The sequence below is a fragment of the Streptomyces sp. NA02950 genome, assembly GCF_013364155.1.
Taxonomy (GTDB): domain Bacteria; phylum Actinomycetota; class Actinomycetes; order Streptomycetales; family Streptomycetaceae; genus Streptomyces.
The window spans coordinates 4,218,576-4,231,447 of record NZ_CP054916.1; the positions used below are offsets into that span (position 1 = coordinate 4,218,576).

13 protein-coding genes are annotated in these 12,872 nt (G+C 71.0%); 9 read left to right on the plus strand and 4 right to left on the minus strand.

What is annotated here, in order from left to right; genetic code table 11:
• Positions 1-67: 67 nt before the first annotated feature.
• The 3 genes from HUT19_RS18210 to HUT19_RS18220 all read left to right on the plus strand — a co-directional run bounded on the left by HUT19_RS18210 (position 68) and on the right by HUT19_RS18220 (position 1,648).
• Positions 68-907 (plus strand): sulfurtransferase, encoded by an 840-nt coding sequence (locus tag HUT19_RS18210; protein WP_176181504.1) that lies wholly within the window; start codon positions 68-70, stop codon positions 905-907.
• 34 nt (positions 908-941) lie between these two features.
• Positions 942-1,229, plus strand: a complete 288-nt coding sequence (locus tag HUT19_RS18215; RefSeq protein ID WP_176181505.1) for a DUF1416 domain-containing protein — start codon at positions 942-944, stop codon at positions 1,227-1,229.
• 161 nt (positions 1,230-1,390) lie between these two features.
• On the plus strand, positions 1,391-1,648 hold the full coding sequence (locus HUT19_RS18220) for a DUF3099 domain-containing protein (RefSeq protein ID WP_176181506.1): 258 nt from the start codon (positions 1,391-1,393) through the stop codon (positions 1,646-1,648).
• A 55-nt stretch (positions 1,649-1,703) separates the two neighbouring features.
• Here HUT19_RS18220 and HUT19_RS18225 read toward each other — a convergent pair whose 3' ends face one another.
• Positions 1,704-2,066, minus strand: coding sequence for a DsrE family protein (locus HUT19_RS18225; RefSeq protein WP_176181507.1), 363 nt, complete (start codon positions 2,064-2,066; stop codon positions 1,704-1,706).
• A 293-nt stretch (positions 2,067-2,359) separates the two neighbouring features.
• Between HUT19_RS18225 and HUT19_RS18230 the strand changes: the two genes are divergently transcribed.
• The 3 genes from HUT19_RS18230 to HUT19_RS18240 are packed head-to-tail and all read left to right on the plus strand — an operon-like array spanning position 2,360 to position 4,415.
• Complete coding sequence (locus HUT19_RS18230) at positions 2,360-2,923, plus strand: FABP family protein (RefSeq protein WP_176181508.1); 564 nt, start codon at positions 2,360-2,362, stop codon at positions 2,921-2,923.
• Between the two features lie 31 nt (positions 2,924-2,954).
• The gene (locus HUT19_RS18235) at positions 2,955-3,440 is read left to right on the plus strand and encodes a Fur family transcriptional regulator (RefSeq protein WP_176181509.1); all 486 of its coding nucleotides are present in this window, start codon (positions 2,955-2,957) and stop codon (positions 3,438-3,440) included.
• Positions 3,441-3,449: 9 nt separating this feature from the next.
• Entirely contained in the window at positions 3,450-4,415 is a 966-nt protein-coding gene (locus HUT19_RS18240) for a folate-binding protein YgfZ (RefSeq protein WP_176181510.1), read from the plus strand.
• A 115-nt stretch (positions 4,416-4,530) separates the two neighbouring features.
• Here the strand turns inward: HUT19_RS18240 and HUT19_RS18245 are convergent, their stop codons facing one another.
• The 3 genes from HUT19_RS18245 to HUT19_RS18255 are packed head-to-tail and all read right to left on the minus strand — an operon-like array spanning position 4,531 to position 8,158.
• Positions 4,531-6,840, minus strand: coding sequence for an ABC transporter permease (locus HUT19_RS18245; RefSeq protein ID WP_176181511.1), 2,310 nt, complete (start codon positions 6,838-6,840; stop codon positions 4,531-4,533).
• A 5-nt stretch (positions 6,841-6,845) separates the two neighbouring features.
• Entirely contained in the window at positions 6,846-7,643 is a 798-nt protein-coding gene (locus HUT19_RS18250) for an ABC transporter ATP-binding protein (protein ID WP_176181512.1), read from the minus strand.
• The gene (locus HUT19_RS18255; protein ID WP_176181513.1) at positions 7,640-8,158 is read right to left on the minus strand and encodes a PadR family transcriptional regulator; all 519 of its coding nucleotides are present in this window, start codon (positions 8,156-8,158) and stop codon (positions 7,640-7,642) included. Before HUT19_RS18255 ends, HUT19_RS18250 begins: the two co-directional genes overlap by 4 nt.
• A 174-nt stretch (positions 8,159-8,332) precedes the next feature.
• Here HUT19_RS18255 and HUT19_RS18260 point away from each other — a divergent pair, with 174 nt between their 5' ends.
• The 3 genes from HUT19_RS18260 to HUT19_RS18270 all read left to right on the plus strand — a co-directional run bounded on the left by HUT19_RS18260 (position 8,333) and on the right by HUT19_RS18270 (position 12,867).
• Positions 8,333-9,613 (plus strand): ABC transporter substrate-binding protein, encoded by a 1,281-nt coding sequence (locus tag HUT19_RS18260; protein ID WP_176181514.1) that lies wholly within the window; start codon positions 8,333-8,335, stop codon positions 9,611-9,613.
• 223 nt (positions 9,614-9,836) lie between these two features.
• Positions 9,837-11,528 carry a glycoside hydrolase family 13 protein gene (locus HUT19_RS18265; RefSeq protein ID WP_176181515.1) on the plus strand — a complete coding sequence of 564 codons (1,692 nt, stop codon included), beginning with the start codon at positions 9,837-9,839 and terminating at the stop codon, positions 11,526-11,528.
• 22 nt (positions 11,529-11,550) lie between these two features.
• Positions 11,551-12,867: an ABC transporter substrate-binding protein gene (locus tag HUT19_RS18270; protein ID WP_176181516.1), complete on the plus strand. Its 1,317-nt coding sequence runs from the start codon at positions 11,551-11,553 to the stop codon at positions 12,865-12,867.
• Positions 12,868-12,872 lie beyond the last annotated feature (5 nt).

Below are 12,872 nucleotides of genomic sequence, written 5' to 3' on the forward strand. Positions count from 1 at the left end.
CAACCGAGCCCGCCTCGCGCCGTCCGAGCGTACGACTACCGCCGCAACTGCCCCGGAGGAGAGACACATGAGCCGCAGTGACGTCCTGGTGGACGCCGACTGGGTACAGGCCCGCATCGATGACCCCAAGACGGTCATCGTCGAGGTCGACGAGGACACCTCGGCCTACGACAAGAACCACATCAAGAACGCCATCCGGATCGACTGGAAGCAGGACCTCCAGGACCCGGTGCGCCGTGACTTCGTCGACCAGGCCGGGTTCGAGGAGCTGCTGTCCAAGAAGGGCATCGCCAACGACGACACGGTCGTCCTCTACGGCGGCAACAACAACTGGTTCGCGTCCTACGCCTACTGGTACTTCAAGCTCTACGGCCACCAGGACGTGAAGCTGCTCGACGGCGGCCGCAAGAAGTGGGAGCTGGACTCCCGCGACCTGGTCGCCGAGGTCCCGACCCGCGCGGCCACCCAGTACAAGGCCAAGCCGCAGGACGCCTCGATCCGCGCGTTCCGCGACGACGTCGTCAAGGCCATCGGCTCGCTGAACCTGGTGGACGTCCGCTCCCCCGACGAGTTCTCGGGCAAGCTGCTCGCCCCGGCCCACCTGCCGCAGGAGCAGTCGCAGCGCCCGGGCCACGTCCCCACCGCGCGGAACATCCCGTGGTCCAAGTCGGCCAACGACGACGGCACGTTCAAGTCCGACGCGGAGCTCAAGGAGCTCTACGAGGGCGAGGGCGTCGACCTGGCCAAGGACACCATCGCGTACTGCCGCATCGGTGAGCGTTCCGCTCACACCTGGTTCGTCCTGCACGAGCTGCTCGGCCAGAGCAACGTCAAGAACTACGACGGCTCCTGGACCGAGTACGGCTCCCTCGTCGGCGTACCGATCGAGCTCGGCGCCAACAGCTGATCCCCTCCCCTCCCCGACGTAAGGACAGACATCCATGTGTGGAGCCCAGGCCGGCGGTCCCGACGCCTCGACGATCAAGCCCGGTGAGACCACGATCCAGGGGTCGGTGACCCGCGACGGCGAGCCGGTGACCGGTTACGTCCGCCTCCTGGACAGCACCGGCGAGTTCACCGCCGAGGTCCCCACCTCCGCGACCGGACAGTTCCGCTTCTACGCCGCCGAGGGCACCTGGACGCTGCGCGCCCTGGTCCCCGGCGGCACCGCGGACCGCACGGTCGTCGCCCAGAAGGGCGGTCTGGCGGAGGTCGCCATCACCGTCTGACGCCACACCGCGCGTCGTACGCACGGCGGGAGGGCCGTACCCCGGGGTTGGACACCTCGGCGGGGTACGGCCCTCCCGTCCGTCCATGGGCGTCCCGTCATACTCCCGCGGATGCGGCGCACGAGCTGTCCGAGCCGCGCCCCCGGACGTATCCTGAGGATATGTACGCGCGACGCCGCCACGCATATTTCTTCCTGATGGGCGCGTGTCTGACGCTCTTCATCTCGGCGTGGGCATTCGTGCGTCTGTGGTCGGTCCCGGCGGCCGTCGTGATGTGCATCGTCGCCATGGTGATCCCCCCGTTCGCCGCCATCGTCGCCAACCGGCGCGGCCCGGACGACCGCTGGTGGGACGAGTCGGGGGACGAGGAGTCCGACCGGTGGTGGCGGGAGCTGGACGAGCACAACCACCGCCACTGACCCGGCCCGTCGCCTGTCCGCCCTGTCCGAGCAACGGACCCGCCTCGCCCCCGTCTCAGTAGACGAGCGCCTGCACGCCGTCCGGCATGATCTCGCTCACGAAGACCTGGGAGCCAGCGATCCGCGCCCCCTCGATCAGGTCCTTCTCCTCGATGTCCCGGCGGGCCGCGCACTGGGTGCACACCGTGATCGTGCCGCCCGCGAGGATCCCCTCGATCAGCTCCGGCAGCGGTGCCGCGTGCGGCAGCTCGAACTCCGCCGCCCGCCCCGGGAGCGCGAACCACGTGGACTCACCGGTCAGCCACAGCGAGACCGGCACCCCGCTCGCCACGGCCACCGCCGCCACCGTGAACGCCTGAGAGCACCGCTCGGGCGCGTCCGCGCCCGCCGTCACCTTGATCACCAGCTTCTTCGACATGCGGCAAGCCTAGGCTCGGGGGCTCACGACGCCCCCGCCGGACCGCCGACTAGACTCGGCACCGGTCCGTCATCCGTTCCACCGTCGTTCCGCGGCCCGCGGAGCCCGGGGGACACACTCCGTTCGAGGAGCGCGCTCGTGCTTGAGGCAGTCTTCACCACGCTGATGATCCTGGTCGCCGTCGCCACCCTTGGCTTCTGCGCACTGACCTGGAAGAAGCTGTTCCAGGGCCAGCGCTGACCCGCGCTCCCGCACCGCCGCCGCCCGACCGCCACGACAGATCGCCTGAGCCCATGATCGAGATTCCCTCCGACCTCCACCCGGCCCTGGTGCCGCTCGCCTTCCTCCTGGGCAACTGGGAAGGGGCCGGTGTCTCGGACTTCCCCGGGGCCGAGAAGTGCAACTTCGGCCAGGAGGCGACCTTCACCCACGACGGGCGCGACTTCATCGAGTACGTCTCGCACACCTGGGTGCTGGACGGCGAGGGCAAGAAGGTCCGCCCGCTGGAGTCCGAGTCCGGCTACTGGCGGATCGACAAGGACCGCAAGGTCGAGGTGGTGATGAGCCGCGACCAGGGCGTCGTGGAGGTCTGGTACGGCGAGCTGGCCGAGGGCAAGCCGCAGATCGACCTGGCCACCGACGCCGTGGCGCGCACCGCCGCCGCCGGGCCCTACTCGGGCGGCAAGCGGCTCTACGGCTACGTCAACAGCGATCTGATGTGGGTCGGCGAGAAGGCCACCCCCGAGGTGGAGCTGCGACCGTACATGTCGGCGCATCTGAAGAAGGTCGTCGACCCGCGCGAATGGGCCAAGGATCTCAAGGACCTGCCGGACGACGGGATCGCCTTCTTCCGCTGAGGCTCCACGGGCCCCCACCTACACTGGCTTCGTGGCGACCACCGACTGGAAGACCGATCTGCGGGAGCGCGGCTACCGGCTCACCCCGCAGCGTCAGCTTGTCCTGGAAGCAGTCGACCGTCTGGAGCACGCCACTCCGGACGAGATCCTCACCGAGGTGCGCCGCACCGCCAGCGGGGTCAACATCTCCACGGTCTACCGCACCCTGGAGCTGCTGGAGGAGCTGGGCCTGGTCAGCCATGCCCATCTGGGCCACGGCGCCCCCACGTACCACCTCGCCGACCGGCACCACCACATCCACATGGTGTGCCGGGACTGCACGGATGTGATCGAGGCCGATGTGTCGGTGGCCCAGGCGTTCACCCGTCGGCTGCGGGCCGAGTTCGGTTTCGACACCGATATGAAGCACTTCGCGATCTTCGGCCGGTGCGCCGACTGCACCGCCAAGCAGGGTGCCGGGAGGAACGCCGAGCAGGGCTCCGACGACTCCGCCAAGGGCCGAGCGGCCAAGTCGTAGGCTGAGCCCATGAAGAGCCCTTTGCTGTCGCTGCCCGGCGCCGTCCCCGGCGAGGGCCCCGACGAAGGCGTCGCCGCCCACTACGGCGACCTGTTCCGCGAGCAGCGCGCGCTCGCCGACGGATCCGGCTTCGTGGATCTCTCGCACCGCGGAGTGGTCACCGTCACCGGAGCCGACCGGCTGAGCTGGCTGCATCTGCTGCTCACCCAGCACGTCCAGGAGCTTCCCGCCGGACAGGCCACCGAGGCCCTGATCCTCTCCGCCCACGGCCATATCGAACACGCGCTCTACATCGTCGACGACGGTGAGACCACCTGGGCCCATGTGGAGCCCGGGAGCCAAGGCGATCTGATCGCGTACCTGGAGAGCATGAAGTTCTTCTACCGGGTCGAGATCGCCGACCGCACCGAGGAGTACGCGGTGGTCCACCTCCCGGCCGGGAGCATCACCGAGGTCCCCGAGGACACCGTGGTACGGGAGACCGCGCACGGCCGCGACCTGTTCCTGCCGCGCGAGCGGCTGGAGTCCTTCGCCCGCACCGACGGTCCGCCGATCGGGGTGCTGGCGTACGAGGCGCTGCGGATCGAGGCGCACCGGCCGCGGCTCGGGCTGGAGACCGACCACCGCACCATCCCGCACGAGCTGGGCTGGATCGGCAGCGCGGTCCATCTCCAGAAGGGCTGCTACCGGGGCCAGGAGACGGTGGCCCGGGTGCAGAACCTGGGCAAGCCGCCGCGCCGGCTGGTCTTCCTCCACCTCGACGGCAGCGAGGTGAAGCTGCCCGGCCACGGTGCGCCCATGCGTCTGGCCGCGGACGGCGAGGAGGGCCGTCAGCTGGGCTTCGTCACCTCATCCGCCCGCCACCACGAACTGGGACCGATCGCGCTGGCGCTGGTGAAGCGGAACGTTCCGGTGGACGCGGAGCTGCTGGCGGACACCACGGCCGCGGCGCAGGAAGTGGTGGTCGAGCCGTAGCGCTCCGCGCGGGGTGCCGAGCGCACCGCGGGTGCCCCGCGATGCCGTCCCTGCGTCCGCGAGCGCGCGTCATGGCTGATCCCGCAGTTCCCCGCGCCGCGCCCCTCCGGGGCGATCAGAGCACGTCGCTGGCGGTGTCCGCGAGACGGCTGCGGGCGGCCCGCGCGGCCGGCAGGGCCGCGGCGGCCACCGCCCCGGCCACCGCGGCGGTGCCGATCAGCACCAGCACCCCGAGCGGCGGGGCCTCCGCGATCCCCGCGCCCATCCCACTGCTGCGGCCCTGGAGATCGATCATCCAGCCGGAGGCGAACGTCCCGATCACCGTGCCGGCCAGGGCCGCGGCCAGCGCGGTGAACCCGGTCCCGGCCACGATCACCGCGGCGATCTGGCGCGGGGTCAGCCCGATCGCCTTGAGCGCGAGCAGATCGCGGCGCCGGTCACGTACCGCCGCACCGATCGTCGTCGACAGCTCGGCCAGACCGATCAGCCCGAGCACGGCGATCAGTCCGAGGGTCACCCCGCGGACGGCGGAGAGCCGGTCGGCCGGATTGGCGATCTCCCGCACCTCCAAGCGGTCGTGCGAGGCGTCCGCCAGGGACGCGCTGACCGCCTCAGGGCGGGCGCCGGGGCGCAGGGCCAGGTGGTAGAAGTCCGGCTCCAGCTTCGGGTCGCGTTCGCGGAGGGTGTCGATCGAGGTGGAGATCACCCGGCCGCCCTGCTCCGTCTCTATGCTGCGCCCGACGATGTGGAGCACCTGCGGGCTTCCGCCCACCGTCATCCGGACCCAGTCGCCGACCTTCACATCGAGCAGGTCCAGCAGGCCCTGTCCGGCCACCGCCTCGTCGTCGCCGTGGGCGGGACGCCCTTCGGCGACGGAGAACGGATAGGGGTGCTTGGCGGTGCCCAGGCCCTGGAGGGTGATCGTCCCGGTCTGCCCGGGGACCAGCGCCTCGGTCTCGGTGCCCGGGTAGACGGCGGTGACCTCGCGGTCCTTGGTGAGCAGGGTGTGGATCCGGGCGTCGGAGAGCCCCTCGGCGCGGGCGGCGAGCGGGGCGGCGAGACCGATCTTCTCCGGGTGGCTCTCGAACCGGTCCAGGGTGGTCCAGGTGCCGACCGCGACCGTGATCAGCAGCAGCGGCAGGGCGAGCCGCCCGATGGCCGCGAGCGAGCGCGCCGGCCGGTGGAAGGCGCCGCGCCAGCCGAGCACCAGCGCGGGCGGCAGCCGCATCCCGAGCGCCCGCCGGGTGGTGCCGGACATCCGGCGGCCGGGGTCGGTGGCGGCGCGGGCGACCGGCACCGGAGGCACCCGGCCCGCCCGCCAGGCGGCCAGGCAGGTGGCCGCGGCGATGAAGACGACGGCGCCGCCCACGACGGCGAACGGGGCCCAGTGGTGCTCCGGAAGCGCCTGCCACAACGCCACCGCCTCCCCGATCCGGCCGGGCAGATGCGGGCCCAGCACCTCGGCGAGGGCCGCGCCGCAGACCACCCCCAGCAGCGAAAGACCCAGATGCTGGACCAGGAACATGCGGACGACCTGGCCGGGGGCGAAGCCGATCGCCTTGAGTACCGAGATGTCCCGCAGATGGCCACGGACCCGGGTGGTGATCGCACCGCCCACCGCCAGCGCCGCGGCCAGCAGCGCGCCGAGCCCGAACAGGCCGAGCAGCTGGCCCAGCAGCCGGTCGTCGCCCACCGCCTCGGCCCGCGCCCGCTGCCACAGCGAGACTCCGGTGACCTGGTCGGCGCCGAGTTTGTTGACCACCCGCTGTACCGCGAAGTCGGTGTCCGTCGGGTCCTGCAACCGCAGTCCGATGGCCTGGCCGAGGTGGTCCGGACGCGTTTCGACCGAGCCGAGCGCGGAGGGCAGCACCCAGCCCACGCCCGGGGTCTCGCCCGGGTCGAAGCGCGATTCGGCGGTCTCCGCGACGCCCGCGACCCGCAGCGTACGGGCCTTCTCCCCGGGGGCGCGAACGGTGAGCGCGTCGCCCGGTTCGGCCCACAGGGCGCGGGCGACCGAGCTCTCCAGCACGATGCCGTCGCGTGTGTCCGCGGAGAGCCAGTGGCCGCCGGTGATCAGCGGACGCGCGGTCTCCGGCTCCTCGGGCCCGGTGGCACGGAGCTCCAGGGAGGCGCGGGCGCCGCCGTGCTCGAGGGTGGCGCGGGCGGTGCGGAAGGGCCCGGAGGCGGCCTCGACCCCGTCCAGCCTGGCCAGCGATCCGGCGTCGGCGGCGGCCCGGGTGTGGATCCACACATGGGCGCCGGAGGACTGGGTGAACACCCGCTGCCAGGGGTTGGCCGCGTAGGCGAAGAACGCGCTCGCCAACAGCAGCGAGACGATGATCCCGGCGGTGGCGAGCACGGTGAACAGGGCCGCGCCGCGGTGTGCCCGCAGATCGGCGTGTGCCCAGCGCAGGGTGGCCCGCACCCCGGTCAGCCCTTCAGCTCGAGGACGTCGGCCACTCCGCCGCCGCGGCGTCCGCCGCCGCCCTGGAGCGCCACGTCGTCGACGACCTGGCCGTCGAAGAAGCTGATCACGCGGTCCGCCGCGCTGGCCATCCGGGCGTCATGGGTGATCAGCACGATCGTCTGGCCGCGCTGGTGGAAGCGGGACAGCAGTCGCAGCACCTCCCGGGTGCCCTTGCTGTCCAGGCTGCCCGCGGGCTCGTCGGCCAGCAGCACGCTCGGGGTGTTGACCAGCGCCCGGGCCAGGGCGACCCGCTGCTGCTCACCGCCGGACAGCTCGGCGGGCATGCTCCGCTCCTTGCCCGCCAGGCCCAGCTCGGCGAGCAGCTCCTCCCGGCTCGCCCTGGCCTGCCGCGGGGTGGACCCGGCCAGCAGCGCGGGCAGCTCCACGTTGTCGGCGACGGTGAGGTTGGAGACCAGGTTGAAGAACTGGAAGACGATGCCGATCTTCTTGCGGCGCAGCACGGCCCAGCGGGCCTCGCTGTAGGAGTCGACCTGCTTCCCGTCCAGCCACAGCGAGCCGCTGTCGGGGCGGTCGAGGCCGCCGAGCAGGTGGAGCAGGGTGGACTTGCCCGCTCCGGAGGGTCCGGTGACCGCGACGAATTCACCGCGCTCGACATGGAGGTCGACCCCGCGGACCGCCTCGACCGGGGCCGCGCCCTCCGTCCGGTAGGTCTTGACCAGGCCCTCGGCCCGCACGATCGAGTCCGCGGACGGCCCGGCGGCGCGAGGGGACGCCTCGCGGCTCGACTGCTCGCGGCTCATCTCTGCTCCTCCTCCAGCTCCTCCTGGCAGCGCTCCAGCCAGTCGAGGTCCGCCTGGAGGTGCAGCATGGCCCCTTCTATGAGCAGCTGGGGAATCCGGTTGTCCCGTTCCTCGGCCGCGGCCAGCTTGGACAGGTCGCGCATGGCATTCAGGTAGTGCCGGCGCTGCTTGTTGATCAGGCCGATCTGGTCGACATCCCCGGTCTGGGGGGCGAGGGCGAGCTTCATGAAGAACTCGTCCCGTACCCGCGGCTCATCCGTCGGCTCCTCGAACCATAGGGCCAACGCTTCGCGTCCGGCGTCGGTGAGCCGGTAGATGCGCTTGTTGGGCCGGGTCGACTGGGCAACATCCTCGCCCTCGATCAGACCGGACTTCTGGAGCCGGTTGAGAGTGACGTAGATTTGTCCGATGTTGGGCTGAGGGTACGCCGACCCCAGGAGCTTCTCAAGGTCCTGCTTCAGCTCGTAGCCGTGGGCGGAGCCGCGCGCGAGTAGCGCCAGCAGCGGGAGCCGCACCCCTGCCCTCCTCCGCCGAGCCGTACCTGTCCGTTAGGGACCATTTCCGACTGTGTGCCGGATCGCCCTCGTATCTTCCTGCAACGTCTAGTATCCCGCATGCCTAACAGGTATACAGGTGGCCGGATGCCGGTAGCCGGATCCGACCGGCTATGCGCGCGCAAGGAGGGACCGATGCGGTGGACACACGCCGCCGGGCGGGCCCTCCTCGTCACCGCCCTGCTGCTGGCGGGCCAGGCGGGCGCGCAGGGCCCGGACGGGGATCCGGCGGTCGCCGACGGGGGCGGCCGCGGTCCGATCACCCTGGTCACCGGAGGTGACCTCACCAGCTATCTGCGCGGGGTGCTGGACGGCTGGAACCGCACGCACCCCGCGGAGAAGGCCACGCTCATCGAGCTGCCGGACGCCGCCGACGAGGTGCGTGCGCAGATGGTCACCGGGCTGCGCTCCGGGAGCGACCGTTTCGATGTACTCAACATCGACGTGGCCTGGACCTCGGAGTTCGCCGCGGCGGGCTGGATCTCCCCGCTGAACGCCGACCGCTTTCCGCTGGACCGCTTCCTGCCGCCGGTGGTGAACACCGCCACCTTCGGCGGGCGGCTGCGCGCGGTGCCCTACGTGACCAACGCGGGGCTGCTCTACTACCGCAAGGACATCCTCGCCCAGGAGCACGAGAAACCGCCCCGCACCTGGGCGGAGCTGAAGCGGCTGGCCAAGACGGCCGCCCCCGCCCACGGCCTGGACGGCTACGCGGGGCAGTTCCTGCCGTACGAGGGGCTGACCACCAATGTCACCGAAGCCGTGCAGTCCGCGGGCGGGACGATCCTCGGCGACGAGGGCGCCAAGGTCACCGTGGACTCCGCGGCCACCCGCCGGGCTCTGGACTTCCTGACCGGCGGGGTGCGGGACGGCTGGATACCCATGGAGGCCCTCCGCTACAAGGAGGAGGAGTCGCGGCGGGCGTTCCAGAACGGCCGGCTGCTGTTCCTGCGCAACTGGCCCTATGTGTACTCCCTGGCCAACGCCTCGTCCTCACCCGTCGCCGGGAAGGTCGGCGCGGTTCCGCTGCCGGGTCCGGACGGCCCCGGCTCCAGCGTTCTGGGCGGCTCCAACCTCGCCGTCAACGCGCATTCCCGGCACCAGAAGTCGGCCACCGATCTGATCGCCTATCTGACCAGCGAGGCGGTCCAGCGCCGGGTCCTCACCGAGGGGGCGCTGCCACCGGTGTGGGCCGATCTGTACACCGATCCCGCACTGGTGCGGAAGTACCCGTATCTGCCGACGCTCCGCAAGAGCGTGCTCACGGCCAAGCCGCGCCCCAAGAGCCCCCGGTACGACCAGGTGAGCCTGACCGTGCAGGCCGTGGTGCACGACGCCCTGGCGCAGCGGCAGTCCACCGAGCAGACGGTCGCCCGGCTCCGGCGCGAGCTCGGTGACGTCATCCGGCACGGCTGACCCTTCGGCGACCTCCGCCGCCGCTCTCCCCTCGTCCGGAGACCCCTCCCTACTTACGTGTTAGGTATTGGAGGGCACTGGATAAAACAACGCAAAACCGGACAGCTCTTCGTTACTTCTGGGATTTTCGTTGACACCCGTTCGCAACGCTTACTTAACATGCATGCATAACAGCCGACGATGGCGTGCGGCGCACGCCCGCTGAGAACGGGTAAACGGCACGATGCTCACAGCCACGGCCGCGAACGGCCCCTCGCCCTCCCCTGCGGACCTCGCGCAGCGGCGCTGGTGGCGCGACGCGGTGATCTACCAGGTGTACATCCGCAGCTTTCTGGACAGCACCGGCGACGGAATAGGCGATCTGGCCGGGGTCCGCGCCGGACTGCCGTACCTCAAGAAGCTGGGCGTGGACGGGATCTGGCTGAGCCCCTTCTACCCCTCGCCGCAGCACGACCACGGCTATGACGTCGCCGACTACCGCGGGGTGGACCCGGTCTACGGCGATCTCGCCGAGTTCGACGCCGTGGTGGCCGACGCCCACCGGCTGGGCATGAAGGTCCTGGTCGACATCGTCCCCAACCACTGCTCCAGCGAGCACCCCTGGTTCCGGGCCGCGCTGGCGGGCGCCCCCGGCGGCCCGGAGCGGGAGTACTTCCACTTCGCCGACGGCCGCGGGGAGAACGGCGAACTGCCGCCCAACAACTGGCGCGCCATGTTCGGCGGCCCCGCCTGGTCCCGGGTCCGGGAGGCCGACGGCAGCGAGGGCCAGTGGTACCTGCACCTGTTCACCCCCGAGCAGCCCGACCTCAACTGGCGCAACCCGGCCGTCGGCGAGGACTTCCTCGATGTGCTCCGGTTCTGGCTGGAACGCGGTGTCGACGGCTTCCGCATCGATGTGGCCGCGGGCCTCTTCCGCCACCCCGAACTCCCCGACTCCCCCGACCCGGAGGCCGATGAGCGCACCCGCGACTCGGTCAACCCGCTGGCCTGGAACCAGCCCGAGGTGCACCAGGTGTGGCGCGACTGGCGCGCGGTGTGCGACGAGTACGCGGAAGCCGACGGCCACGACCGGCTGCTGGTCGGCGAGGTGTCGGTGCCCACCGCCCGGGAGCACGCCGCCTACGTCCGCCCCGACGAGCTGCACCAGGCGTTCTTCTTCCACCTGCTCAGCGCCCGCTGGGACGTGGACGCCTTCCGGAACACCATCACCGAGGCACTGCGCGACATCGCCGGGACCGGCTCCACCGTCACCTGGGTGCTCAACAACCACGACCAGGTCAGGACCGTGACCCGGTACGCCTCCGGCCCGGCCGGGGAAGGCGACACCACCACCGACCACGGCCCGGCGCGCGCCCGCGCCGCCGCCCTGCTGATGCTGGCGCTGCCCGGCGCCGCCTATGTCTACCAGGGCGAGGAGCTGGGTCTGCCCGAGGTGCTGGACCTGCCCGACGAGGTGCTCACCGACCCGATCTTCCGCAGAACCGGCAGCCGCCGGCACATCCGCGACGGCTGCCGGGTGCCGCTGCCGTGGTCCGGGCTGGCGTCCCCGTTCGGCTTCACCCCGGCCGAGGGCGGTGCGCGGCCGTGGCTGCCGCAGCCCGAGTGGTTCGCCGAGCACGCCACCGACCGGGCGCTGGCCGACACCCGTTCGTTCTGGCACCTCTACCGCGACGGGCTCCACCTGCGCCGCAGCCTCCCCCAGCTCGGCGAGGGCACCCTGCGCTGGCTGGAGTCCCCGCCCCAGGTACTCGCCTTCGTCCGGGGCGACGGCCTGGTGTGCGCGGTCAACTTCGGCACCGAACCGGCCCCGGCGCCGGTCTCCGGAACCCCCCTGCTGGCCAGCGGCGACTGCCCGGCCGGCATCCTCCCCGGCTCCACCGCCGCCTGGTGGATCAGCGACCTCGACCCCCGATAGACCCCGCGAAAGGACCTCCACGATGAGACGCATAGTGACCGCGACCGCGACCGTCCTCGGTCTCGCGCTGACCGCGACCGCCTGTGGCGGCGGCGACGGCGATTCCTCCAAGGGCGAGCAGAAGCTCAAGGGCCAGACCGTGAACGTGGCGGGGGTCTGGACCGGTGTGGAGATGAAGAACTTCAAGAAGGTGCTCGACGCCTTCTCGGAGAAGACCGGCGCCAAGACCAACTTCATCCCCACCGGCGACAATGTCTCCACCGTCATCGGCAGCAAGATCGAGGGCGGCAAGGCCCCCGACGTGGTGATGGTGCCGCAGGTCGGCGTGCTCAAGCAGTTCGCCAAGAAGGGCTGGCTCACCCCGCTGTCGAAGAAGGTCGACGCCAAGGCCGGGGCCACCTTCGCCACCGTGTGGAAGAAGTACGGCACCGTCGACGGCACCTACTACGGCCTGTACTTCAAGGCGTCCCACAAGTCCACGGTCTGGTACGCCCCGCAGGCGCTGGAGCAGGCCGGGGTGCAGCCGCCGAAGAGCTACAAGGAGATGCTCAAGACCGCCAAGACCGTCTCCGACTCCGGAACGCCCGCCTTCTCCGTCGGCGGCGAGGACGGCTGGACCCTCACCGACTGGTTCGAGAACATCTACCTCTCGCAGGCCGGTCCCCAGATGTACGACAAGCTGGCCTCGCACAGCATCCCCTGGACCGACCCCACTGTGGTCAAGGCGCTGACCACCCTGGGCAAGCTGTTCGGCGACAAGAACCTGGTGGCCGGGGGCAGTGCGGAGGCGCTGCGCACCGACTTCCCCGAGTCGGTGGAGAACGTCTTCGGCGGTGAGCCCAAGGCGGGCATGGTCTACGAGGGCGACTTCGTGGGCGGTCTGATCTCCGGCCAGTTCAAGAAGAAGGTCGGCGAGGACGCCCGGTTCTTCCCCTTCCCCGCGGTGGACGGCAAGAAGGCCCCGGTGGTCAGCGGCGGCGACGCGGCGGTGGTGCTCAAGGCGGGCAAGAACAAGAAGGCCGCCATGGCGTTCCTGGAGTACCTGGCGAGCCCGGAGGCCGCCGCGGTGTGGGCCGAGGCGGGCGGTTTCGTCTCCCCCAACACCAACCTCAAGCCCACCGCCTACAAGGACGAGACCACCCGCGCGATCGCCGAGTCGCTGGTCGATGCCGGGAACAACGTCCGGTTCGACATGTCGGACCAGGCCCCGGCCGCGTTCGGCGGGACCGTGGGCACCGGTGAGTGGAAGATCCTCCAGGACTTCCTGAAGGACCCGTCGGACCCGAAGGCCACCGCGAGCAAGCTCGAGGCCGCCGCGGCCAAGGCGTACAAGGACTGAGTGCC